21 protein-coding genes are annotated in these 23019 nt (G+C 62.2%); 8 read left to right on the plus strand and 13 right to left on the minus strand.

The annotated features are described in order from the left end of the window. The first annotated feature begins 35 nt into the window (after nt 1-35). Nucleotides 36-1007, plus strand: coding sequence for a CobW family GTP-binding protein (locus ACIPIJ_RS15365; RefSeq protein ID WP_401077874.1), 972 nt, complete (start codon nt 36-38; stop codon nt 1005-1007). On the opposite strand, the gene ACIPIJ_RS15370 is transcribed toward ACIPIJ_RS15365, so the two are convergent. Beyond that, nucleotides 1008-1400: a DUF3301 domain-containing protein gene (locus ACIPIJ_RS15370; protein ID WP_401077877.1), complete on the minus strand. Its 393-nt coding sequence runs from the start codon at nt 1398-1400 to the stop codon at nt 1008-1010. 119 nt (nt 1401-1519) lie between these two features. Between ACIPIJ_RS15370 and pdxY the strand changes: the two genes are divergently transcribed. Next, nucleotides 1520-2392, plus strand: a complete 873-nt coding sequence (pdxY, locus tag ACIPIJ_RS15375; RefSeq protein WP_401077879.1) for a pyridoxal kinase PdxY — start codon at nt 1520-1522, stop codon at nt 2390-2392. Here pdxY and ACIPIJ_RS15380 read toward each other — a convergent pair. After that, nucleotides 2389-2874 carry an acyl-CoA thioesterase gene (locus ACIPIJ_RS15380; protein WP_401077882.1) on the minus strand — a complete coding sequence of 162 codons (486 nt, stop codon included), beginning with the start codon at nt 2872-2874 and terminating at the stop codon, nt 2389-2391. The two genes, pdxY and ACIPIJ_RS15380, sit on opposite strands and share 4 nt — an antisense overlap. Nucleotides 2875-3196: 322 nt before the next feature. Between ACIPIJ_RS15380 and ACIPIJ_RS15385 the strand changes: the two genes are divergently transcribed. Next, nucleotides 3197-4957: a cation:proton antiporter gene (locus ACIPIJ_RS15385; protein ID WP_401077884.1), complete on the plus strand. Its 1761-nt coding sequence runs from the start codon at nt 3197-3199 to the stop codon at nt 4955-4957. Nucleotides 4958-5092: 135 nt separating this feature from the next. Here the strand turns inward: ACIPIJ_RS15385 and ACIPIJ_RS15390 are convergent, their stop codons facing one another. The 4 genes from ACIPIJ_RS15390 to zwf form a co-directional block, all read right to left on the minus strand. Beyond that, the gene (locus ACIPIJ_RS15390; protein ID WP_401077887.1) at nt 5093-5500 is read right to left on the minus strand and encodes an SMI1/KNR4 family protein; all 408 of its coding nucleotides are present in this window, start codon (nt 5498-5500) and stop codon (nt 5093-5095) included. Between the two features lie 114 nt (nt 5501-5614). Next, nucleotides 5615-6469: a Tim44 domain-containing protein gene (locus ACIPIJ_RS15395; RefSeq protein ID WP_401077888.1), complete on the minus strand. Its 855-nt coding sequence runs from the start codon at nt 6467-6469 to the stop codon at nt 5615-5617. A gap of 156 nt (nt 6470-6625) precedes the next feature. After that, entirely contained in the window at nt 6626-8815 is a 2190-nt protein-coding gene (uvrD, locus tag ACIPIJ_RS15400; RefSeq protein WP_401077890.1) for a DNA helicase II, read from the minus strand. 98 nt (nt 8816-8913) lie between these two features. After that, on the minus strand, nt 8914-10356 hold the full coding sequence (zwf, locus tag ACIPIJ_RS15405) for a glucose-6-phosphate dehydrogenase (RefSeq protein WP_401077893.1): 1443 nt from the start codon (nt 10354-10356) through the stop codon (nt 8914-8916). A 103-nt stretch (nt 10357-10459) separates the two neighbouring features. On the opposite strand from zwf, the gene hexR reads away from it, so the two are divergent. Beyond that, nucleotides 10460-11326 carry a transcriptional regulator HexR gene (hexR, locus tag ACIPIJ_RS15410; RefSeq protein WP_400801598.1) on the plus strand — a complete coding sequence of 289 codons (867 nt, stop codon included), beginning with the start codon at nt 10460-10462 and terminating at the stop codon, nt 11324-11326. A gap of 114 nt (nt 11327-11440) precedes the next feature. After that, nucleotides 11441-11659 (plus strand): PA3496 family putative envelope integrity protein, encoded by a 219-nt coding sequence (locus tag ACIPIJ_RS15415; protein ID WP_401077895.1) that lies wholly within the window; start codon nt 11441-11443, stop codon nt 11657-11659. Here the strand turns inward: ACIPIJ_RS15415 and ACIPIJ_RS15420 are convergent. Beyond that, nucleotides 11601-12548, minus strand: a complete 948-nt coding sequence (locus tag ACIPIJ_RS15420) for a LysR family transcriptional regulator (protein WP_401078950.1) — start codon at nt 12546-12548, stop codon at nt 11601-11603. The two genes, ACIPIJ_RS15415 and ACIPIJ_RS15420, sit on opposite strands and share 59 nt — an antisense overlap. A 204-nt stretch (nt 12549-12752) precedes the next feature. Here ACIPIJ_RS15420 and ACIPIJ_RS15425 point away from each other — a divergent pair, with 204 nt between their 5' ends. Beyond that, entirely contained in the window at nt 12753-14168 is a 1416-nt protein-coding gene (locus ACIPIJ_RS15425; protein ID WP_401077898.1) for an acetyl-CoA carboxylase biotin carboxylase subunit, read from the plus strand. Nucleotides 14169-14179: 11 nt separating this feature from the next. Next, the gene (gene oadA / locus ACIPIJ_RS15430) at nt 14180-15988 is read left to right on the plus strand and encodes a sodium-extruding oxaloacetate decarboxylase subunit alpha (RefSeq protein WP_401077901.1); all 1809 of its coding nucleotides are present in this window, start codon (nt 14180-14182) and stop codon (nt 15986-15988) included. Between the two features lie 203 nt (nt 15989-16191). On the opposite strand, the gene ACIPIJ_RS15435 is transcribed toward oadA, so the two are convergent. The 3 genes from ACIPIJ_RS15435 to ACIPIJ_RS15445 are packed head-to-tail and all read right to left on the minus strand — an operon-like array spanning nt 16192 to nt 17961. After that, nucleotides 16192-16866, minus strand: coding sequence for a GNAT family N-acetyltransferase (locus tag ACIPIJ_RS15435; protein WP_401077904.1), 675 nt, complete (start codon nt 16864-16866; stop codon nt 16192-16194). A 7-nt stretch (nt 16867-16873) separates the two neighbouring features. Then, nucleotides 16874-17320 (minus strand): GNAT family N-acetyltransferase, encoded by a 447-nt coding sequence (locus tag ACIPIJ_RS15440; protein ID WP_401077907.1) that lies wholly within the window; start codon nt 17318-17320, stop codon nt 16874-16876. Between the two features lie 11 nt (nt 17321-17331). Beyond that, nucleotides 17332-17961, minus strand: coding sequence for an FMN-binding negative transcriptional regulator (locus ACIPIJ_RS15445; protein WP_401077910.1), 630 nt, complete (start codon nt 17959-17961; stop codon nt 17332-17334). Nucleotides 17962-18051: 90 nt separating this feature from the next. Here ACIPIJ_RS15445 and ACIPIJ_RS15450 point away from each other — a divergent pair, with 90 nt between their 5' ends. Next, nucleotides 18052-19584, plus strand: coding sequence for a PLP-dependent aminotransferase family protein (locus tag ACIPIJ_RS15450; protein WP_401077912.1), 1533 nt, complete (start codon nt 18052-18054; stop codon nt 19582-19584). Between the two features lie 39 nt (nt 19585-19623). On the opposite strand, the gene ACIPIJ_RS15455 is transcribed toward ACIPIJ_RS15450, so the two are convergent. From ACIPIJ_RS15455 to ACIPIJ_RS15465, 3 genes are all read right to left on the minus strand, one after another. Then, nucleotides 19624-20727: a polyamine ABC transporter substrate-binding protein gene (locus ACIPIJ_RS15455; protein ID WP_401077915.1), complete on the minus strand. Its 1104-nt coding sequence runs from the start codon at nt 20725-20727 to the stop codon at nt 19624-19626. Then, nucleotides 20727-21770, minus strand: coding sequence for a histone deacetylase family protein (locus ACIPIJ_RS15460; RefSeq protein ID WP_401077918.1), 1044 nt, complete (start codon nt 21768-21770; stop codon nt 20727-20729). The genes ACIPIJ_RS15455 and ACIPIJ_RS15460 overlap by 1 nt, the downstream gene beginning before the upstream one ends. A gap of 115 nt (nt 21771-21885) precedes the next feature. Next, complete coding sequence (locus ACIPIJ_RS15465; protein WP_401077921.1) at nt 21886-22878, minus strand: AraC family transcriptional regulator; 993 nt, start codon at nt 22876-22878, stop codon at nt 21886-21888. Nucleotides 22879-23019: the final 141 nt, after the last annotated feature.

A 23019-nucleotide genomic window follows, 5' to 3' on the forward strand; every position in this document is an offset into this window, starting at 1 on the left:
GCATAGTGGGGGAAATTTTGCATCGAAGTGATTGCATGCTGCAGAACATCCCCACCCATCTCATTGCCGGGCCTTTGGGCGCTGGCAAGACCAGCCTGATTCGTCAGTTGATGGCTCAGCGCCCGGCTGGCGAGCGTTGGGCCGTACTGGTGAACGAGTTTGGTCAGGTCGGCCTCGATGCGGCCTTGCTCAGCCGTGACGAGGACGGCATTGCCATTGCCGAGGTGGCGGGAGGCTGCCTGTGCTGCGTGAATGGCACCCCGTTCCAGGTCGGGCTGGGGCGCCTGCTGCGCAAGGCGCGCCCCGACCGCTTGTTCATCGAGCCTTCGGGCCTTGGTCATCCCTTGCAGTTGTTGAATCAACTCAGCCAGGCGCCCTGGCAGGGGGTGCTGGCGGTGCAGCCGCTGGTGATGGTGCTGGATGCTCAAGCGCTGGCGCGAGGGGAGCGCTTACCTGATGCTCAACAACAGGCGCTCCACTGCGCTTCGCTGTTGATATTCAATAAAAGCGAGGGTGTTGATGAAAAATGTAGGTTGTTGATAAATAAGGAATTTCCAGCAATAGCTGGGGTTTGGACCGAGCATGGGCTGTTAGCAATTTCCAGCCTTCCCATTTCATCCACAGAGGAGTTTTCGCAAATTTCTGTGGATAAAAGACCCGTAGAAAATCCATTCACAGCCCCTGCAGCCCTGTGGACAGATCCTCGCCAAGCGATTTGTCACGCCCAGCAAGGTGAGGGGGGTTGGAGTATCGGCTGGCGCTGGCATCCCAGCCAGCAATTTAATCCACAGGCTCTGCGCCGCATGCTGGAGGCCCATGCATGGCGTCGCGCGAAGGGGATTGTCCACAGCAGTGCGGGTTGGCAGTCATTCAATGGCCTGAATGGCGACTTGCCAGGCTGGCAACCAAGCGACTGGCGCAAGGACACACGCATCGAGCTGATCTTTGACCAGCCGCAGCCCCGGCAGGCGCTGCAGGCCGCGCTGGAGCAATGCCGGGTGGCGTGATCAGTTGCGCCAGCGATTGTGCTCCTGGCGCCACTGCTGCATCTCTATCACGTTGCCGGTACGTGGCGGTGTATTGATCTCGAATGGGTAGGGCGCCAGCTCGATCTGCACGCTGTGGGCGCCGAACTGGGTCACGGTACCGGGATGGCGTTGTTCGCCGGTCACGGTGAACTCGAAGGCATACACCCGGGCCAGGCGCTTCCTGCCATTGGCGTCACGGATGAAGCCGATGCGCTTGAGCGCGACGGCATCGTCGAGCAGTTCCAGGTCGAGTTTGGCGCAGTGTTGTTTGACCCGCGCCAGGGCCTTCTCGCGCAGCCCGTGGTTGTGCCATAACCAAGCGCCTGCCGTGGCCAACAGCATCAGGACGAAGAGATTCTCCAGGGTCAACATTTACGTATGCTCCAAACAGATCGATTCAGCTTAACTGCGTCCCTGGTCTGTCGTACAGGTGGCAATCGAGTTCATACTGCGCGACGCACAATCTTGAAACAGCTTTGGAAATTGCCCGCATGAAACGTACCCCGCACCTGCTCGCCATCCAGTCCCACGTGGTGTTCGGCCACGCCGGCAACAGCGCTGCGGTATTTCCCATGCAGCGGATCGGGGTTAACGTCTGGCCGCTCAATACCGTGCAGTTCTCCAATCACACTCAGTATGGCCAGTGGGCGGGTGAAGTGCTTGCCCCAGCGCAAATTCCTGCGTTGGTGGAAGGCATTTCCAACATCGGCGAACTGGGCCACTGCGATGCCGTGCTGTCCGGCTACCTGGGCAGCGCCGAACAGGGCCGGGCGATCCTCGCGGGAGTCGAACGGATCAAGGCGGTGAACCCGAAGGCACTGTACCTGTGCGACCCGGTCATGGGGCATGCGGAAAAGGGCTGCATCGTCCCACAGGAAGTGAGTGAGTTCCTGCTGGAGGAGGCCGCTGCCCAGGCGGACATCCTGTGCCCCAACCAGCTGGAACTGGACAGCTTCTGTGGCCGACGCGCGCAGTCGCTGGAAGATTGCGTCAGCATGGCCCGTGGCCTGCTGGAGCGCGGCCCACAAGTGGTGCTGGTCAAGCACCTGGGCTATCCGGGGCGTGCCGAAGACATGTTCGAGATGTTGCTGGTTACCCGCGACGAGAGTTGGCACTTGCGCCGCCCATTGTTGGCATTCCCGCGCCAACCGGTCGGGGTGGGTGACCTGACCTCCGGGCTGTTCCTGGCCCGCGTCCTGTTGGGTGACAACTGGGTGCAGGCATTCGAGTACACCGCAGCCGCCGTGCATGAGGTGCTGCTGGAAACCCAGGCCTGCACCCGCTACGAGTTGCAGCTTGTGCGTGCTCAAGACCGTATCGCCCATCCGCGGGTGCGCTTCGAGGCGCAGCGCCTGGCGTATTAAAGGGCGTCTGTCTTCAGGTCCTGGTAGCGCTTCTCCAGCTCCTGGCGGATCTGCCGGCGTTGCTGGCCCTGAAGGAACCGGCGCTTCTCTTCACTGGACTGCGGCTGGCGCGGCGGTACCACGACCGGGCGGCGGTTGTCATCGACCGCGACCATGGTGAAGAAGCAGCTGTTGGAGTGGCGCACCGAGCGCTCGCGGATGTTCTCGGTGACCACCTTGATGCCCACCTCCATCGAGGTGTTGCCGGTGTAGTTGACCGAGGCCAGGAACGTCACCAGTTCGCCGACGTGCACCGGCTCGCGGAAGATCACCTGGTCGACCGACAGGGTCACCACATAGCTGCCGGCATAGCGGCTGGCGCAGGCGTAGGCCACTTCATCGAGGTACTTGAGCAAGGTGCCGCCATGTACGTTGCCAGAGAAGTTGGCCATGTCCGGGGTCATCAGGACGGTCATGCTCAGCTGGGCGTTTCCAGGTTCCATAGTGTGCTCACGGTGAGGTTGCGCTGAATCGGGGCGGGTATCTGTTGACACTTCTGTTTCCCCTCTTGAAGTTTTGCCTTCCTGGTACGGGACGTTGGCCGACGCTCCATCGTCACGCCGATCATGCCATCAGCGGCGGTTAACCAGCCGATCTGTTTCTACATATTGCACCGGCATTTTGCGGCGGGGTGCGATGTTAACCTGAGTACGCCCATGCAATATGGGCCTTCCTGCATTCAATACAGTATGTACTTGCTGCTCGCTCGGGTTTGCCTTGGCAGAGGAGCGGTCTGCCCGGGCATCGAGAAAGGAGTATCGCGCCATGCATGCCATCAGCTTCATCCAGGATCTGGCCGTGATCATGCTGGTCGCCGGGGTGGTGACGATTCTCTTTCATCGGTTCAAACAGCCTGTGGTGCTGGGCTACATCGTCGCCGGCTTCATCATCGGCCCGCATACCCCGCCGTTCGGCCTGATCCACGACGAAGACACGATCAAGACCCTGGCCGAGCTGGGGGTGATCTTCCTGATGTTTTGCCTGGGCCTGGAATTCAGCCTGCGCAAGCTGTTCAAGGTCGGGGCCACTGCGTTTATTGCGGCGTTCCTGGAAATTGTCCTGATGATCTGGATCGGCTTCGAGATTGGCCGCTGGTTCGATTGGAATACCATGGACTCGTTGTTCCTCGGCGCGATCCTGGCCATTTCCTCGACCACCATCATCGTCAAGGCGCTCAACGACCTGAAGATGAAGAACGAGCGCTTTGCGCAGCTGATCTTCGGCGTGCTGATCGTCGAAGACATCCTTGGCATCGGCATCATCGCCTTGCTTTCGGGCATTGCGGTCAGCGGCTCGGTCAGTTCCGGCGAGGTGTTCTCCACAGTCGGCAAGCTGTCGCTGTTCATGATCGTGGCGCTGGTCATCGGCATTCTGCTGGTGCCCCGGCTGTTGGCTTATGTGGCGAAATTCGAGAGCAACGAGATGTTGCTGATCACCGTGCTGGGGTTGTGCTTCGGCTTCTGCTTGCTGGTGGTCAAGCTCGAATACAGCATGGTGTTGGGTGCGTTCCTGATCGGGGCGATCATGGCCGAATCGCGCCAGCTGCTGAAGATCGAACGGCTGATCGAGCCGGTACGCGACCTGTTCAGCGCCATCTTCTTCGTCGCCATCGGCTTGATGATCGACCCACAGGTACTGATCGATTACGCCTGGCCGATCGTGGTCATTACCCTGGCTGTGGTGCTGGGCAAAATGCTGTCTTGCGGCATGGGTGCGTTCATTGCCGGCAACGACGGGCGTACTTCGCTGCGTGTGGGCATGGGGCTTTCGCAGATCGGCGAGTTCTCTTTCATTATCGCGGCGCTGGGCATGACGTTGCAGGTGACCAGCGACTTTCTCTACCCGGTCGCCGTGGCGGTTTCGGCCATCACCACGTTGTTGACGCCGTACCTGATTCGCGCTGCCGACCCATTGTCGCTGAAGCTGGGCAGGGTGATGCCGAGCCGGCTCTCGCGCGTGCTGTCGCTGTATGGCGAATGGTTACGCAGCATCCAGCCGCAGGGTGAAAGCGCCATGCTGGCGGCGATGATCCGACGCATCCTGTTGCAGGTCGGGGTCAACCTGGCGCTGGTGATCGCGATCTTCTTCAGCGGTGGTTTTTTCGCCGGGCGTATCGGTGCTTGGCTCAGCGAGTGGGTGGCCGATGTCAGCCAACAGAAGGCCATGATCTGGGGGGCGGCGCTGCTGCTTTCGCTGCCGTTCCTGATCGCCGCCTATCGCAAACTCAAGGCACTGTCGATGCTGCTCGCAGAGATGGGGGTAAAACCGGAAATGGCCGGGCGCCATACCCAGCGCGTGCGCCGTGTGGTGGCCGAGGTGATCCCGCTGCTGTCGCTGCTGGTGATCTTCCTGCTGCTGTCGGCGTTGTCGGCGAGCATCCTGCCGACCAACGAACTGCTGATGATCATTGCAGGGGTGGCGGCGGTGGTGGTAGCGGTGTTGTGGCGCTGGTTCATCCGCGTGCATTCGCGCATGCAGATCGCCTTGCTGGAGACGCTGGAGAACAGCCGCGAGAATTCGCACTGAGGGCATACTCTCTGCGCGAGACTTCACCGTCGTCCGAGGGGATGGAGCGGTAGCGATGTCGCCAGGCGCAGAAAGCCTGGCGATTTTACGTGCATGGATGGCCAGCGGCCATCATTCTCTGCGGTGGGCGCTCAATTAGCTTTCCAGCCAGACGTCGCGCGCCCAGTGCCAGACCGATTCCCAGCTTTCTTCGGTGACGAGCTCTTCTTCAGCAGACCACAGCACCACGGTGCCGTCTTCCTCGACACAGTAGTAATCATCGCCGTCCTGGCAGATCGGGATCAGTTCACGCGGTACGCCTGCGTCCCAGGCATTGGCCGCGATCTCAGGCAGGTAGGTATGCGATTGCGGGTCGGTGACGGTCACCGGCTCCAGCGAGCCGTACACCACATCGCTGACGGTCAACAGGAACTCTTTGAACACGAACGGGATGTTGATGAACAGCTGTTCCTCGATCTCGACCAGTTGGTCCTCGTCGGGAAGCTCTAGGGGCACCGGTACCGGCTCATTGGCTTCACGGAGTTGTTCGATCACTTCTTCCACGGTTCGTATCCTCTTACCTTGATGACAACGCTGCGCGTTATACCCTAGTAGGCCGGTCTGGCAAAAGCAAAAACCCCGGGGCAGGCCCGGGGTTTTTTGTGCAACGTGCGTCGGTTAACCGTTTTGGCGGATACCGGCGACCAGCCAAGGCTGGTTCTCGCCCTGGGCGCGAACCATGTGCCAGCTTTCGCTGAAGGCTTCGCCCTGGTCGAAGCGCGAGGTCTTCGACACGCCACGGAAGGTCAGGGTGGCGTCGGTACGGTCGGCGCGATCGTCGACACCGTCCAGTTGCACTTCAAGGTTGTCGATGTACGTGGCCTGGAAGCCATCACCCAGGTCGGCACGTTCGCGCTTGAGGAACTCAAGCATCTGCGGCGTGACGAACTCGGCGATCTTGTCCATCTCGTTGGCATCCCAGTGCTGCTGCAGCGACTGGAAGTGGCTTTGCGCTGCGGCCAGGAAGCTCTTCTCGTTGAACCATGCCGGGGCGTTGATGACCGGAGCAGCTGCAGCAGCCGGTGCAGCCGAGCCACCGAAGATCGACGGCTGGGCAGGCTGGCCGTGCGCTTCACGCTGGAACGGCGCGTGGCCCGGAGCGGCCATTTGCGGCTGCTGTTGGCGACGGCGGGCGGCGATGAAGCGGAACACCAGGAAGGCGATCAAGGCGACGATCAGGAAGTCCATGATCTGGAAGCCCTCGAAGCCATCACCCATGAACATGGACGCCAGCAGGCCACCGGCGGCGAGGCCGGCGAGTGGGCCCAGCCAGCGCGAAGCACCGCTGGCGGCGGCCGGAGCACGGCCAGGAGCGGTCGGCGCGGCGGCAGGCGTGGTTGGCGTAGCCTGGCGAGTCTGGTGGATAGGCGCGGAGCCCGAGCTCTTGCCGCCGCCGAAGCGCTTGGCGTTGGCGTCCAGGCTCAGCGTCAGGCCGACGCAGAGCGCCAGTGCGATGCTAAGAAAACGTTGCATAAATGGGATATCCCCTGTTGTGGATTGCACGCGCGTCATGGTGCACAGGTTCCCTGGCACATGACCAGCGACATAATGTTTCTAGCTTTTGCCTGAATGTTACAAAGCGGCCTGTTCCGGCCTGTGGCGGGATTGCCCCCACAGGCCGGTGCTGGCTTATATAGCTTCGAGCTTGGCATACCCCAGCATCAGCCACTTGCTGCCTTCGGCGAAGTTGACCTGCACCCGCGCCTGGGCGCCGGAACCTTCGAAGTTGAGGATCACCCCTTCACCGAAGACCGAATGCTGCACCCGCTGGCCGAGGTTGAAGGCGGTCTGCGGAATGTTGGCATTGGCGAACAGGTTGCTGGCGCTGGTGCTCTTGGCGCCGCCGAACGGGCGGCTGACGCTATTGGAAAGGCGCACTTCCTGAACCAGGCCCGCCGGAATTTCCCGTACGAAGCGTGACACCTTGTTGTAGGTTTCACTGCCATACAGGCGGCGCGTTTCGGCATAGGTCATGAACAGCTGGCGCATGGCGCGGGTAATGCCCACATAAGCCAGGCGGCGTTCTTCTTCCAGACGGCCGGGCTCTTCCAGGCTCATCTTGTGCGGGAACAGGCCTTCTTCCATGCCCACCAGAAACACATAGGGGAATTCCAACCCTTTGGCGCTGTGAAGGGTCATGAGCTGGATGCTGTCTTCGTGCTCGTCAGCCTGGGCATCGCCGGCTTCCAGCGAGGCGTGGCCGAGGAAGGCCGACAGCGGCGAGAGGTCGCCGTCATCGTCGCTGGTTTCGAAGTTGCGTGCGGCGCTGACCAGTTCCTCAAGGTTTTCTACCCGTGCCTGGCCCTTTTCACCTTTTTCTTCCTGGTGATAGAGGATCAGGCCGGACTGCTCGATGACCGTCTGGGTCATGCTGTGCAGCGGCAGGTCGGCGACTTTGCCCGATAGGTTCTCGATCAGCTCGATGAACGCGCCCAACGCACTGGCGGCACGGCCTTTGAGGGCCTTGGCGGCGAGCAGCTGGCACATGGCGCCCCACATCGACAGCTGGCTGTGGCGGGCATGCTCGCGGATGGCTTCGACGGTCTTCTCGCCAATGCCGCGTGGCGGCACATTGATTACCCGCTCCAGCGCCGCGTCGTTGCCACGGCCTTCGAGCAGGCGCAGGTAGGCCATGGCGTTCTTGATTTCGGCCCGCTCGAAGAAGCGCTGGCCACCATAGATGCGGTAGGGGATACGCTCGCGCAACAAAGCCTCTTCCAGCACCCGCGACTGGGCGTTGGAACGATAAAGGATGGCGATTTCGCTGCGCGACTGGCCTTGCTTGATCAAGCTCTCTATGGTCTCGACCACGTAGCGCGCTTCGTCGTGCTCGTTGTAGGCCGCATAAAGGGTGAGGGGTTCGCCTTCGCCCAGGTCGGTCCACAGCTCTTTGCCCAGGCGCCCGCTGTTGTTGGCGATCAAGGCGTTGGCGGCCTTGAGGATGCCGCTGGTGGAGCGGTAGTTCTGCTCCAGGCGGATCATCTCGGCGTCGGGGAAGTCGGCGGTGTACTGGTGAATGTTCTCGATCTTGGCGCCGCGCCAGCCGTAGATCGACTGGTCATCGTCGCCCACGGCCATCAGGCTGCCGCCGCCATTGCCCGCCAGCAAGCGCAACCAGGCGTACTGCACGGCGTTGGTGTCCTGGAACTCGTCCACCAGCAGGTGGCGGAAGCGCTGCTGGTAGTGCGCGAGCAAGCTCGGGTTGTCGCGCCAGAGGTCGAGGGCGCGCAGCAGCAGTTCGGAGAAGTCGATCACCCCGGCGCGTTCGCAAGCCTGTTCGTAGGCCTCATAGATGCTGCGCATGGTGCCCAGGAACAGGTCGCCGCTGGCCTGGATATGCTGCGGGCGCAGGCCTTCGTCCTTCTGCCCGTTGATGAACCACTGGGCCTGGCGCGCTGGCCAGCGCTGCTCATCGAGACCCAGTTCGCGGATCACCCGCTTGACCAGGCGCTGCTGGTCATCGCTGTCGAGGATCTGGAAGTTCTGCACCAGGCGCGCTTCCTGCCAGTGCGCGCGCAACAGGCGGTGCGCCAGGCCGTGGAAGGTACCCACCCACATGCCCGCCGGGTTGATGCCCAGCAGTTGCTCGATCCGCTGGCGCATCTCGGCGGCAGCCTTGTTGGTGAAGGTCACCGACAGGATCGAATGCGGCGAGGCCTGCTCGACCTGGATCAGCCAGGCGATGCGGTGCACCAGCACGCGGGTTTTACCGGAGCCGGCGCCAGCAAGCACCAGCTGACGCCCGAGCGAGGCCGCGACGGCCTGGCGTTGGGCATCGTTGAGGGAGTTCAGCAGGAGGGAGAGGTCATCTGTGTGCATCCGGCCATTCTAGGGGCAGGCCGGTTACGGGGCAAACACCCACTGTATAAATATTCACCCCGGGACACCGCCGCTCATCGGTGAGCGGTGTGGGGGCTTCAGCCATGCCAGTGCCTGCCGTGCCTGGCCAGCAGGCTGTTGGCCTGCTCCGGGCCGTTACTGCCGGCGGCATAGTGGCGGGGTGCCTGGAAGTGCTCCTCCCAGCCCTTGATGATCGGGTCGATCCAGGCCCAGGCGGCTTCCACTTCGTCACGCCGCATGAACAACGTCGAATCGCCCTCCAGCACGTCCAGCAGCAGGCGTTCATAGGCCTCCCAGCGGCGCGTCTGGCCGAACACCTGCGCCAGGTTGAGGTCCAGCTCCACCGGTTCCAGGCGCATGCCCTTGCCCGGGGTCTTGGTCATCATGCGCAGGCTGATGCGCTCCTCAGGCTGCAACTGGATCAGCAACTGGTTGACCTGGCCACCGCTGAACAGCTCGTGCGGCACGGGCTTGAACTGGATGACGATCTGCGACGAACGCCGCGCCATGCGTTTGCCAGTGCGCAGGTAGAAGGGCACGCCCGCCCAGCGCCAGTTGTCGATGTGGGCGTGCACGGCGACGTAGGTTTCGGTGTCGCTGTCGTTGTCCACATCCTTCTCGAAGTAGTAGGCGGGCACTTCCTGGCCGCCGATGTGCCCGGCGCCGTACTGACCGCGCACGGTCTTGTCCTGCACGTCCTGGCCGGTGATCGGCTTGAGCGCGCGCAAAATTTTCACCTTCTCGTCGCGCACCGCCTCGGCTTCGAATTGAGCAGGCGGCTCCATGGCCACCAGGCAAAGCAGCTGCAGCAGGTGATTTTGCAGCATGTCACGGGTTGCACCCGAGCGGTCGTAGTAACCGCCGCGGTTCTCTACCCCGAGCGTTTCGCACACGCTGATCTGCACATGGTCGACCTGCCCGTTGCGCCATACCGGCTCGAGCAGAGCGTTGGCGAAGCGCAAGGCCATGAGGTTCTGCACGGTTTCCTTGCCCAGGTAGTGGTCGATGCGAAACACCTGCGGTTCGTCGAACACTGCGCCGATCGCTTCGTTGATTGCGGTGGCCGAGGCCAGTGAATGGCCGATCGGTTTTTCCAGCACGATGCGCGCTTCGGGGTCGGCCAGCCCGGCTACGCGCAGGTGGTTGGCAATCGGTACGAACAGGTTGGGGGCAGTGGCCAGGTAGTAGATGCGGGTCAGCCCACCCGGCTCGCCGAGGTAGCGTGCCAGGCGACCGAAGTCGGCGCTTTGTGAAGCATCCATGGGGAAGTAGTCGAGGCGGGCGGCAAAGCGTTGCCACACGTCTTCGTCGAAATCGTTGCGGGCAATCTGTGCCCGGCAATGGCGTTCGGCAAGCTTGAGGTATTCGTTGCGCGATAGGTTGCGCCGGGCCAGGGCAATGATGCGCACGGCGATGTCCAGACGCCCCTCGCGATACAGGTGGTAGAGCGCCGGCAGTAGTTTGTGCAAGGCAAGATCACCGGTGCCACCGAATACCAGAATGTCGCAAGGAATAGTCAAACAGCCACTCTCCACGTTCGTTTAACTGGGCGGGTTGGCGTCCATGTAGTATAACTACAAGAAAGCTACATCCCGGCCAGTCGATCATAACCGAGTCCAGCCCGTGAATCTGTTGCAACATATCGCCCAATCGCGCCACCTGCTGCGCAAATCGGAACTGAAAGTGGCCGACCATGTGCTGCTCGACCCAGCTGCCGTCATGCACAGCTCGATGGCCGACCTGGCGCACAACGTGGGCATCAGCGAGCCGACCATCGTGCGTTTCTGCCGGGCGATCGGCTGTTCGGGCTTCCAGGACCTCAAGCTCAAGCTCGCGCAGAGCCTGGCCGCAGGTGCCAGTTTCGGCCAGTTCGCGATCCATGAAGACGACTCGGTAGCCGACTACAGCCTGAAGATTTTCGACACCACGCTGCATACTTTGATGGAGGTACGTGAGCACCTCGACCCGCATGCCTTGCAGCAGGCGGTGAGTGCCATGGCCAAGGCGCAACGTGTGGAGTTCTATGGTTTCGGTGCGTCCGGGGCGGTCGCTGCCGACGCGCAGCACAAGTTCTTCCGTCTATTGCTCAGCGCCGCTGCCTACTCCGACCCGCACATGCAGGCGATGTCGGCAGTCACGCTCAAGCCGGGCGATGTGGCGGTGTGCATTTCCCAGTCGGGGCGTTCCAAGGACTTGCTGATCACCGCCAACCTGGTGCGTGAGAGCGGTGCCAACCTGATCACCCTGTGCCCGAGCCAGACGCCGCTGGCGGAATTGTCCACCGTCAACCTGGCGATCGATGTGCACGAAGACACCGAAATCTATACCCCGCTGACCTCGCGTATCGCCCACCTGGTGGTGATCGACGTGCTGGCCATGGGCGTGGCCATGGCCCGTGGGCCGAGCCTGGTCAACCACCTCAAGAGCGTCAAGCGCAGCTTGCGCAGCCTGCGCTTGTCGCCCAAGTCGATCAAGGCGATGGACGACTGATCGAGCCCGCCGGCAACGAGCGACGATGTTCATCGATTTGTCACCATTTCTCATTGAAACGGTAAACCTCAGAGGCCAGTCTGAAACTCCCCGCACTCGATCAGGGAGACAGGCATGGCTCGTGACTTCGATGGCTCGTATCAACCTAACGCCAAGGCTCGCAAACAGCAGGAAAGGGATCAGCGCCGCATGGAATACCGCCGCGCGATCGAAAGCTATTGCGACCAACGACAACTTCTCCGCGACCTGGCGGACTACCCTGAGCTGCAAGCGCTCACGGTGTGGCAGTCTTCAGCGGCAGCTTCCCCGAAAAACGCTCAACAAGGGCGCTGATCAGCGCACGTTCGCTGCGGATGAACGCCAAAAAGGCTAACGCCACCGGTGATTGCCGCTTGGCCTTGGCCTGTACCACGCACCAGCTTCGGTACAGTGGCAGTTCGTCCACCGGCAGTTCCTTGAGCATGCCCGTGGCCAGTTCCATGTTCACCGCATGGCGCGTCAGCAAGGCAATGCCCAGGCCTGCAATCACGCATTCACGCTGGGCGTCCGCCGAGGCCACCTCCAGCGTCTGGGTGAAGTGCACGCGCTTGTCCTTGAAGTACTCCTCGCAAGCCTTGCGCGTGCCCGAACCCTGTTCACGGACCAGCAAGGTATGAGGTTCCAGGTCTTGCAGGCGCAGTTGCTCGAGGTTGCACAGCGCATGCTCCGGCGGCGCCACGGCGATGATCGGGTTGTTGAGAAACGGCAGGAATTCCAAGCCCATGTCCTGCGGCACCATGGACATGATGATCAGGTCGTCACGGTTGTCGGAAAGGCGCCGGATGGCCTGGGCGCGGTTGACCACCGTGAGTGTCAGGTTGACTTCCGGGTGACGCTGCTTGAAGGCGGCGAACAGGTGTGGCACGAAGTACTTGGCACTGGACTCGATCGCCAGCTTCAGCTGCCCCTGCAGTGACCCCTGCATGTCAGACAGCTGCATGTCGAGGCTTTCCAGGCGCCCGAAGATATCCCGACTGGCACGCTGCAGGGCTTCGGCTGCCTCAGTGAGGTACAGCTTCTTGCCGACGTACTCGAACAGCGGTTGGCCTACGAGCTCCTCCAATTGACGGATCTGTAGACTAACGGCGGGTTGCGTCAGCGCCATCTCCTCCGCAGCGCGGCTGTAGGAGCGCAAATCACACACCTCGTTAAAGATCTGTAATTGACGCAAAGTCATACGCATCAATGACTTACGCATTTTTAACCCCGCCTTGGCAAAACCTTGTTACCGAACTATAAGCTTTTGCTAATACTGCCTCTAACAAATATTGATTTTTGTTTATCGACCTACAGCGCTAGGGTGAATATGCGACTGGCCAGCGACGTCTGGTCACGCGCCGACCGGTAGAACCGGCTCGACTGTTCCTACGGCTTTGGGAAGACTCCAGTGATAAAAAAAATCCTGATCGCCAACCGGGGTGAAATCGCAGTTCGGATCGTGCGAGCCTGCGCCGAGATGGGCATTCGCTCTGTCGCGATCTATTCCGACGCCGACCGTCACGCCTTGCACGTCAAGCGCGCCGACGAGGCCTACAGCATTGGTGCCGAGCCGCTGGCCGGCTATCTGAACCCGCGCAAGCTGGTCAACCTTGCTGTGGAAACCGGCTGTGATGCTCTGCACCCGGGCTATGGTTTCCTGTCGGAAAACGCTGAACTGGCAGAAATCTGCGCCGAGCGCGGGATCAAGTTCATCGGCCCGGCCGCCGACGTGATTCGCCGCATGGGCGACAAGACCGAAGCGCGCCGCACCATGATCCAGGCCGGGGTGCCCGTGACCCCTGGCACCGAAGGCAACGTAGCCGACATTCACGAAGCCCTGAGCGAAGGTGAGCGCATCGGTTACCCGGTGATGCTCAAGGCCACCTCGGGCGGTGGCGGGCGTGGTATCCGCCGTTGCAACAGCCGTGAAGAACTGGAGCAGAACTTCCCTCGTGTGATTTCCGAGGCTACCAAGGCCTTCGGTTCGGCGGAAGTGTTCCTGGAAAAGTGCATCGTCAACCCCAAGCACATCGAGGCGCAGATTCTCGGTGACAGCTTCGGCAACGTGGTGCACCTGTTCGAGCGCGACTGCTCGATCCAGCGCCGTAACCAGAAGCTCATCGAAATTGCCCCGAGCCCGCAGCTCACGCCCGAACAGCGCGCCTACATCGGTGACCTGGCGGTGCGTGCAGCCAAGGCGGTGAACTACGAGAACGCCGGTACCGTGGAGTTCCTGCTCGCCGAGGGCGAGGTGTACTTCATGGAGATGAACACCCGGGTGCAGGTGGAACACACCATCACCGAAGAAATCACCGGTATCGATATTGTCCGCGAGCAGATCCGTATCGCCTCGGGCCTGCCGCTGTCGGTCAAGCAGGAAGATATCCAGCACCGCGGCTTCGCGTTGCAGTTCCGCATCAACGCCGAAGACCCGAAAAACAATTTCCTGCCCAGCTTCGGCAAGATCACCCGTTATTACGCCCCCGGCGGCCCGGGCGTGCGCACCGACACGGCGATCTACACCGGCTACACCATTCCGCCGTTCTACGACTCCATGTGCCTGAAACTGGTGGTCTGGGCGTTGACCTGGGAAGAAGCCATGGACCGCGGCCTGCGGGCCCTGGACGACATGCGCGTGCAAGGTGTGAAGACCACCGCCGCGTACTACCAGGAAATCCTGCGCAACCCTGAATTCCGTAGCGGCCAGTTCAACACCAGCTTCGTCGAAAGCCACCCTGAACTGACCAACTACTCGATCAAGCGCAAACCCGAAGAGCTGGCCCTGGCCATCGCCGCCGCCATCGCCGCCCACGCAGGCCTGTGAGGAACCTAATAATGTTCAAGAAAATCCACGTAACCGACACGATCCTGCGCGACGCCCACCAGTCCCTGCTGGCCACCCGCATGCGTACCGAAGACATGCTGCCGATCTGCGACAAGCTAGACAAGGTCGGCTACTGGTCGCTGGAAGTCTGGGGCGGCGCCACCTTCGATGCCTGCGTGCGCTTCCTCAAGGAAGACCCGTGGGAGCGCCTGCGCAAACTGCGTAATGCCTTGCCCAACACCCGCCTGCAGATGCTCCTGCGCGGGCAGAACCTGCTGGGTTACCGCCACTACAGCGATGACGTGGTCAAGGCCTTCGTGGCCAAGGCCGCGGCCAACGGTATCGACGTGTTCCGCATCTTCGATGCCATGAATGACGTGCGTAACCTGCGCGTGGCCATCGAGGCAGTGAAGGCTGCCGGCAAGCACGCCCAGGGCACTATCGCCTACACCACCAGCCCGGTGCACACCATCGAAGCCTTCGTGAACCAGGCCAAGCAGATGGAAGCCATGGGTTGCGACTCGGTGGCGATCAAGGATATGGCCGGCCTGCTGACCCCGTACGCCACCGGCGAGCTGGTCAAGGCGCTGAAAGCCGAGCAGTCGCTGCCGGTGTTCATCCACTCCCACGACACCGCCGGCCTGGCTGCCATGTGCCAGCTCAAGGCGGTGGAAAACGGCGCTGACCACATCGACACCGCCATCTCCAGCTTCGCCTGGGGCACCAGCCACCCGGGCACCGAGTCGATGGTCGCCGCGCTCAAGGGCAGCGAGTTCGATACCGGCCTGGACTTGGAGCTACTGCAGGAGATCGGCCTGTACTTCTACGCTGTGCGCAAGAAGTACCACCAGTTCGAAAGCGAGTTCACCGCCGTGGACACCCGTGTGCAGGTCAACCAGGTACCAGGCGGGATGATTTCCAACCTGGCCAACCAGCTCAAGGAGCAGGGCGCGCTCAACCGCATGAACGAAGTGCTGGCGGAGATCCCGCGGGTGCGCGAAGACCTTGGCTTCCCGCCACTGGTGACCCCGACCTCGCAGATCGTCGGCACCCAGGCGTTCTTCAACGTGCTGGCCGGCGAGCGCTACAAGACCATCACCAATGAGGTGAAGCTGTACCTGCAAGGCGGTTACGGCAAAGCCCCAGGTGTGGTCAACGAGCAACTGCGCCGCCAGGCGATCGGCAGCGAAGAAGTAATCGACGTGCGCCCGGCCGACCTGCTCAAGCCGGAAATGGCCAAGCTGCGTGCCGACATCGGCGCGTTGGCGCGCAGTGAAGAAGACGTGCTGACCTTCGCCATGTTCCCGGACATTGGCCGCAAGTTCCTCGAAGAACGCGATGCCGGCACCCTCACCCCCGAAGCCCTGCTGCCGATCCCGGAAGCCGGCGCAGTGGCTGCCCCAGGCGGCGAAGGCGTGCCGACCGAGTTCGTCATCGACGTGCACGGCGAAACCTACCGCGTCGACATCACCGGTGTCGGCGTCAAGGCTGAAGGCAAGCGTCACTTCTACCTCTCGATCGACGGCATGCCGGAAGAAGTGGTGTTCGAGCCGCTCAACGAGTTCGTCGGCGGTGGCAGCAGCAAGCGCAAGCAAGCCAGCGCCCCAGGCCACGTCAGCACCACCATGCCCGGCAACATCGTCGATGTGCTGGTCAAGGAGGGCGACACGGTCAAGGCCGGCCAGGCCGTGTTGATCACCGAAGCGATGAAGATGGAAACCGAAGTGCAGGCTGCCATCACCGGCAAGGTCGTGGCCATCCATGTGGCCAAGGGCGATCGCGTGACGCCGGGTGAAATCCTGATCGAGATCGAGGGCTGACAGAAGCCTTCATCTACAAGCGGTTAACCTCTGGGGAGCGGATGCTCCCCTTTTTTTGTGCATTAAAATGCATATTTTCGTTCAGCAGGCCCCTCATGTACCCGCTGACAGTTCAGGTGTTTGCCGATGGCATTTGGCAGGATGCAAATGGGCGTTGTCAGACGCCAGCGTCAAGTGATCCAAGCTGGCGCCTGAGTTGCCCCTCAGATTTGATTGCGGCAGGTCTCCAAGCTGCTGACTTGCCCCTCAGGCCGCTGATTCCCGTCGCTCAACCACCGCTCGAACCCGGCCGCCACCTTTGGCCATTCATCATCAGTGATCGAATACCACGCCGTATCGCGGTTATGGTCCTTGACCACGAGGTGCTTGCGGAACACCCCCTCGAACTGGAAGCCGAACCGTTGCGCCGCGCGCTTGGAGCGGGCATTGGCGTTGTTGCACTTCCATTCCAGGCGGCGATTGCCCAGCTCGAAGCCGAGTTTGGCCAGCAGGTAGACCGCCTCGGTACTTTTGGGTGTGCGCTGCATGGGGGCGCCGAAGGCGATGTGGCCGATCTCGATGCGGCCGTGGTCGGGTACGATCGACATCAGGCTGAGGATGCCTTGCGCCTGGCCGTTGCTGCGGTCGATGACGGTGTAGTACAGCGGGTCACGGCCTTCGGCGTTGGCCGCTAACCAACGGTCGAAGGCGGCGCGCTCGGTGAAAGGGCCGTAGGGCAGGAAGTCCCATAGCAGCGGATCGCAAGCCGGGCCCTGCAAGGCGTCCCACAGGTCATCGCCATGGCGGGCGGTGTCGAGCTTTTCCAGGCGAATGAAACGCCCTTCGATGGGCTCGGCCTGGGGCGTTGTGGCAGGTTTCCAATTCAATGCGTCAGTCATGATCGGCCTACAGTCCTTTGCGAAATTGGATGAAGCCCGGCCGCTCGGCAACCTGCTCGTACAGGCTGATGGCGGTGGCGTTGGTTTCGTGGGTCAGCCAGTGCACCTTGCTGCAACCGGCGGCCTTGGCCGTGGTGTAGACGTGTTCGATCAACTGCCGGCCGATGCCCAGGCCGCGCTGTGTGCTGTCGACGTAAAGGTCCTGCAAGTAGCAGGAATTCGCGATGCTCCAGTTGGAACGATGGTAGATGAAGTTGACCATCCCCACTGGCTTGCCATCGACCCAGGCCAGGGTCGAATGGGTGGGCTCGTTCGGGTCGAGCAGGCGCTGCCAGGTGCTGAGGCTGACTTCATCAGCCAGCTCGGTCTGGTAGAAGCGCAGGTAGGCCTGCCACAGGGCAAGCCAGGCGGCGTGGTCTTGGGCGCTGACAGGGCGCAGGGTAACGCTGGGCATGGGGCTTTCCTTCAGAGCTGGCGCATCTGCGCCGCGAGTTGGTTATCCAGGTAATCAGTGCTGTTGCTCAGGCTTTCGCGCACGCCGGCGATGTCTTGCGCCGAGCGGTTCTGGCTGAGCTTGCGCGCGCCCTGCAGGCGGGCGATAGGTAGGCGGATGCCGACGATGGCGCGGAGCATGCCGTCGAGGTAGTCGCTGGGCGCGTCGGCCACTTTCCACGGCTCGCTGCGGCCTTTTTCGTGGCGATCGGTCAGGCGGCTGACGATGTTAAGCAGGGGCGCTGCCTCGTGGATCACTTCCACCGGGCCGTACGCATGCACGGCGAGGTAGTTCCAGGTGGGCACCACTTTGGGGTTCTCGGCCTTGCTGGGGTAGTAGGCGGGGCTGACGTAGGCGTCGGCGCCGGGGAATACCAGCAGCGCTTCGCCGCCTTGCTCCAGGTCCTGCCATTGGCGGTTGGCGCGTGCCAGGTGAGCGTAGACGGTGCCGAACTCACCCTCGTCGGTATCGACCAACACAGGCAGGTGTGTGGCCAGCAAGCCGTGTTCGCCCTGGCTGACCAGCACGGCCAGGCGGGTATCGAGCATGTGCTGGTGCAAGCGCTCGCGATCGTGTTCCTGGTGCGGTTTGCTGTTGTACATGCGCAGGTTCCTTGTCGAATGGCTCCATCCTAGGCAGGCTATTGGTCCAGGGTAAGATCCATTTACAACTGTTTTGATAGGTCCAATGCCATGACCGAACGTCCTTTCGTATTGCCTTTCGACCCGGCAGGGCTCGTCCTTGACCGCCGTCGCGGTCTCAGCCAACAGCTGTATCAGGCCTTGCGTGCGCGGGTGCTGGATGGGCGGCTGGGCAGTGGCACGCGATTACCGGCCACCCGTGACCTGGCGACCATGCTGGCGCTGTCGCGCAACAGCGTGGTGCGTGCCTACGATCAGTTGTATGCCGAGGGCTACATCGAAAGCCGGGTGGGCGATGGCACCTATGTGAGCCGGCTGGAAAAACTATCCACACAACTGTCCACAGGGTTATCCCAGGGTTTATCAACAGGGTTATCCACAATTTCGTCAGATGGTACTGATGATTTATCCAGTAACACGCTTTCCAGTGAGCCTTTGGAGCGTCTGAAAAGTAACCACTTGCCGCTGCCCAGAACGGGCGCACCGCGCGCTTTTCGCGTCGGTATTCCAGCCTTCGACCTGTTCCCGTTTGGCGTGTGGGCCAAGCTGCAAGCGGGTTTCTGGCGTAACCCGGACCGGGCGCAACTGGGCTACGGTGACCCGGCCGGCGAGCGCACGCTGCGCGAATTGATCGCGGCTTACCTGCGCCGTTCGCGCGGCCTGTCTTGCACGGCTGAACAAATAGTGATCACCAGTGGTGCACAGCAGGCCATCAGCCTTTGTGCACAGTTGTTGTTGCAACCGGGCGACGGCGTGGCTGTGGAAAACCCTGGCTACCGAGCCGCCGGGCATACCTTCGCCGTGGCTGGGAGCAAGGTGACGGGCATACCGGTGGACGAGGAGGGTATGGATTGCGCGCGGCTGGAACAGGTGCAGGATTGCCGGCTGGCCTACGTCACACCCGCCCACCAGTACCCGACCGGGGTGACCATGAGCTTGGCCCGGCGCCTGGCGTTGCTGGCCTGGGCCGAGCGCAGCGATGGCTGGATCATCGAGGATGACTACGACGGCGAGTACCGCTACAGCGGCGCGCCATTGGCCCCGCTGGCGGCGCTGGATCGTCATGGGCGGGTGCTGTACGTCGGCACTTTCGGCAAGATCGCCTTCCCGGCACTGCGCCTCGGCTACCTGGTACTGCCGGCAAGGCTGGTGCAGGCATTCAGCCAAGGCAGGGCGCTGGCGATGCGGCATTCTGAGGTCAGCACGCAGTGTGTGATGGCCGAGTTCATGGCACAGGGGCACTTCCAGCGGCATATCCGACGCATGCGCAGGGCAGCGTTGAGCCGGCGCAATGTGCTGAAGGCCGGATGGCCTGCGGATGTTCCGGGGCTGGGTGGCATGCCGGAAGTCGCCGCCGGCCTGCACGTGAAGGTCGATGTGGATAACGTTGCGCGAGAGCAGGAGCTGGTGGCCAAGGCTGAAGCGGTGGGCGTAGAGGTGAATCCGCTGAGCAGTTATTGGCTGGAGGGCAGCGAGGTGCCTGTGGATAAACGCGCGGGGCTGGTGCTTGGGTTTGCGGCGGTGCCGGAGGGGGAGATTGCCGAGGCCTTGATGCGGTTGCGCAAGGCCTGGCGCAGTGGATGATGCTGACGGCTTCGCGGCTAAACCCGCGAACGGAATGCCTCAGGTCCCGGACTTGATCTTGGTCCAGGCCCGTGTGCGTGCTCGTTCGGCTTCACGCGACAATGGCTTGAGCGTGTAAAGCTTGGCCATCGCTTCTGCCGTTGGATACAGGTTGGGGTTGTTGCGGATCGCCGGGTTGACCTTGTCGGTCGCATCCTTGTTCGGGTTCGGGTAGCCGACAAAGTCGCTGATCGGCGCAATCACCTCTGGGCGCAGCAGGTAGTTGATGAAGGTGTGCGCATCCTCCGAGTTGGCGGCCCCCTTCGGGATCGCCAGCATGTCGAACCAGATCGGCGCGCCTTCCTTGGGCAGGCGCATGTCCACCACCACCCCGTTCTTCGCTTCCCGGGCGCGGTTGGCCGCCTGGGAGAAACTGCCGGAGTAACCGACCGCCACGCAGATGTCGCCGTTGGCGATATCGGCCATGTACTTCGAGGAATGGAAGTAGGTGATGTGTGGGCGGATCTTCAGCAGCAGGGCTTCGGCTTGCTTGTAGTCGCCCGGTTTGTGGCTGTTCGGGTCCAGCCCCAGGTACTGCAACGCCAGCGGCAGGATCTCGGACGGCGAGTCGAGCAGCGCCACGCCGCACTGCTTGAGCTTGGCGATGTTCTGCTCCTTGAAGATCAGGTCCCAGCTGTCCACCGGCGCCTGGTCGCCGAGCACCGCCTTGACCTTGGCAGGGTTGAAGCCGATCAGCACGGTGCCGTACATGTAGGGCACAGCGAACTGGTTGCCTGGGTCGTTGGCCTCGATCAGCTTCATCAGCGCCGGGTCCAGGTGCTGCCAGTTCGGCAACTTGCTGCGCTCCAGTGGCTGGAACACGCCCGCTTCGATCTGCTTGGCGAGAAACACGTTGGACGGCACCACCACGTCATAGCCCGAGTTGCCGGTGAGCAGCTTGGCCTCCAGCGCTTCGTTGGTGTCGAAGATGTCGTAGGTCAGTTTGACGCTGCTGTCCTTCTGGAAGTCGGTCAAGGTCTGCGGGGTGATGTAGTCGAACCAGTTGTACACACGCAACGTGCGCTGTTCGGCCTGGGCCTGCAAGGCACCGGTGAACAGGGTGGCAGCGATGAACGGGGCGAGCAGACGCTTCAGTCGGATCATCACTCAGCTCCTGGCTGGGCGCACTGGAAGCCTTCCAGCACATTGACCGCGTTGATACCGATTTCTTCCACAGCGTAGCCGCCTTCCATCACGAACAGGGTCGGCTTGCCAAGTTGGGCGATGCGCTTGCCCATTTCCAGGTAGTCCGGGCTGTCCAGCTTGAACTGGGAGATCGGGTCGTCCTTGAAGGTGTCCACGCCCAGGGAGATCACCAGTACGTCGGCGTCATAATCGGCGATGCGCTGGCAGGCAGCTTCCAGGGCGGCGCTCCAGGCTGCCCAGTCGCTGCCGGCCGGCAGCGGGTAATTGATGTTGCAGCCAACGCCAGCGCCTTCACCGGTTTCGTCGGCATAACCGAGGAAAAACGGGAACTCGGCCTGCGGGTCACCGTGGATCGAGGCGAAGAACACGTCGTCGCGTGTGTAGAAGATGTCCTGGGTGCCGTTGCCGTGGTGGTAGTCGACGTCGAGGATGGCCACCTTGGCGCGGCCCTGGTCGAGGAAAGCCTGGGCGGCAATGGCAGCATTGTTCAGGTAGCAATAGCCGCCCATGACCTCGGCCGCAGCGTGGTGGCCTGGCGGACGGCACAGGGCGAAGGCCGAATGCGCGCCGTGCTGGATGGCCGCCTGGGCGGTGAGGGCAACCTGCGCGGCGCTGTAGGCAGCCTGCCAGGTACCGGCAGTGATGGGCGCGCCGGCATCGAAGCTGTAGTAACCCAACTCGCCATGCAGGCCGGTCGGCTTGACCTGGCGCAGGGTACGCGCTGGCCAGGTGAAGGGCAGCAGGTCACCGTCGTGGCCCTGTGCGGCCCAACGTGCCCAGGCGCCTTCGAAGAAGTCGAGGTAGTCGGCGCTGTGGATGCGTTGCAGCGGCGCGCGGCCGAAGTCGGTGGGGCCCTGTATGTCGCCCAGGTTGCGTTTTTTCACCTGGTCGAGCACATGGTCGGCACGCGAAGGCATTTCGAAGCAGGGCATCAGCTTGCCGTCGATCAGCTCGCAGCGGCCGTGGTGCAGGCGATGATCATCGGAATAGATCGTCAGCATTGTTGTTCTCCGGGGGTACTGGCGTTGGCCCATTCTCATGGGCCAACGCGTAAGGGAGAACGTCGCAAACGGCCAAAAGGGGATCGATGTGGCCAAGCTCGCTGGCCAGTTCGGATCAGCCGCGGAAATGGCTGGGCGCCACGCCGCTCCAGCGCTGGAACGCGTGGCGGAAGCTAGCCGTCTCGCTGAAACCCAAGGTTTCGGCAATCCGGTAGATCGGCATCTGCTCATCGGCCAGCAACTGTTTGGCGCGTTCGAAGCGCAATTCATCAAGCAGCTGTTGATAACTGCTGCCCAGTGCCTGCAGGTGCCGGCGCAGGGTTCGCGACGAGCAGTTCATTTGCCGTGCCAGGCCTTCCAGGCCCGGTGCCGCGTCGAGTTGCTGCAGCAGCAACTGGCGGATCCGCCCAAGCCACGCCTGGCGCCCGGTGAACTCCAGGTTCAGGCGCCGGCAGCGTTCGCTCATGGCCTTGTGGGTAATCGGGTCGGCCAGCGGTAGTGGTGTGTCCAGCCAGCGCCGTTCGAAGGCAAAGGCGTTGTCTTCGGCATCGAAGCCGAGCGGGCACTGGAATGCACCGGTATAGCGCGCGTGGTAAGCGGGCCGGGCATGTTCAAAGCGGGCACCGAGCAACGGTAACGGGCGGCCCAGCAGGTCGTCGCAGATGACTTTCAGCGACACCAGGCAGAACTCGGCATTGAACGCGGCCAGTGCCGGGGCGTCGCGGTACTCGTTGGCGCTGAACCAGACACGCTGGCCATCGTCGATCAGGCGCAACTGGAAGACTGTTCCCAGCAGTGCCGGGTACTGCAATGCCAGGCGCAAGGCGTCACCCAAAGTGGCACTGGAGAGCAGGGCGTAACCGAGCATCCCGTAGCACGACACATGCATGCGCCGGCCCAGTTCCAGGCCGATGTCCTGGCGTCGGGCCACCGCGTTGGCGCACACCTGCAGCTCTTGCTGAGTAGTGATGCGCGCGTCGCTATGGCCAAGGTCGGCCGGGCCTATGCCGCTGCCAGCCAGCAGCGCCGAGGCTTCGCACCCTTGTTCCTGGAACAGGTTGAGGATCAGCGAAACCGCGTTGAGGGTGGTGAGGTGGCTGTGCAGCATGCTCGGTATTCCCGTGGGGCTGGGAGGCATTATGGAGCAAGTTGTGTGCCGGGATCCTGCGGGCAAAAAAAAGGGCCCGGAGCGTGCGCTCGGGCCCTGCAAACGGTTGAGAGGTGTCTAGTCCCTCGACCTGGTGAGACA

Origin of the sequence: Pseudomonas sp. NPDC087185, from assembly GCF_044744955.1 — a bacterium.
Classification (GTDB): domain Bacteria; phylum Pseudomonadota; class Gammaproteobacteria; order Pseudomonadales; family Pseudomonadaceae; genus Aquipseudomonas.

Coding starts and splice junctions, on each gene's coding strand:
- ACIPIJ_RS15365 (WP_401077874.1), top strand. CDS start 36: ATGCTGCAGAACATCCCCACCCATCTCATTGCCGGGCCTTTGGGCGCT.
- ACIPIJ_RS15370 (WP_401077877.1), bottom strand. CDS start 1,400: ATGTTGACCCTGGAGAATCTCTTCGTCCTGATGCTGTTGGCCACGGCA.
- pdxY (WP_401077879.1), top strand. CDS start 1,520: ATGAAACGTACCCCGCACCTGCTCGCCATCCAGTCCCACGTGGTGTTC.
- ACIPIJ_RS15380 (WP_401077882.1), bottom strand. CDS start 2,874: ATGGAACCTGGAAACGCCCAGCTGAGCATGACCGTCCTGATGACCCCG.
- ACIPIJ_RS15385 (WP_401077884.1), top strand. CDS start 3,197: ATGCATGCCATCAGCTTCATCCAGGATCTGGCCGTGATCATGCTGGTC.
- ACIPIJ_RS15395 (WP_401077888.1), bottom strand. CDS start 6,469: ATGCAACGTTTTCTTAGCATCGCACTGGCGCTCTGCGTCGGCCTGACG.
- uvrD (WP_401077890.1), bottom strand. CDS start 8,815: ATGCACACAGATGACCTCTCCCTCCTGCTGAACTCCCTCAACGATGCC.
- ACIPIJ_RS15415 (WP_401077895.1), top strand. CDS start 11,441: ATGGCTCGTGACTTCGATGGCTCGTATCAACCTAACGCCAAGGCTCGC.
- ACIPIJ_RS15420 (WP_401078950.1), bottom strand. CDS start 12,548: ATGCGTATGACTTTGCGTCAATTACAGATCTTTAACGAGGTGTGTGAT.
- oadA (WP_401077901.1), top strand. CDS start 14,180: ATGTTCAAGAAAATCCACGTAACCGACACGATCCTGCGCGACGCCCAC.
- ACIPIJ_RS15435 (WP_401077904.1), bottom strand. CDS start 16,866: ATGACTGACGCATTGAATTGGAAACCTGCCACAACGCCCCAGGCCGAG.
- ACIPIJ_RS15440 (WP_401077907.1), bottom strand. CDS start 17,320: ATGCCCAGCGTTACCCTGCGCCCTGTCAGCGCCCAAGACCACGCCGCC.
- ACIPIJ_RS15445 (WP_401077910.1), bottom strand. CDS start 17,961: ATGTACAACAGCAAACCGCACCAGGAACACGATCGCGAGCGCTTGCAC.
- ACIPIJ_RS15450 (WP_401077912.1), top strand. CDS start 18,052: ATGACCGAACGTCCTTTCGTATTGCCTTTCGACCCGGCAGGGCTCGTC.
- ACIPIJ_RS15455 (WP_401077915.1), bottom strand. CDS start 20,727: ATGATCCGACTGAAGCGTCTGCTCGCCCCGTTCATCGCTGCCACCCTG.
- ACIPIJ_RS15460 (WP_401077918.1), bottom strand. CDS start 21,770: ATGCTGACGATCTATTCCGATGATCATCGCCTGCACCACGGCCGCTGC.
- ACIPIJ_RS15465 (WP_401077921.1), bottom strand. CDS start 22,878: ATGCTGCACAGCCACCTCACCACCCTCAACGCGGTTTCGCTGATCCTC.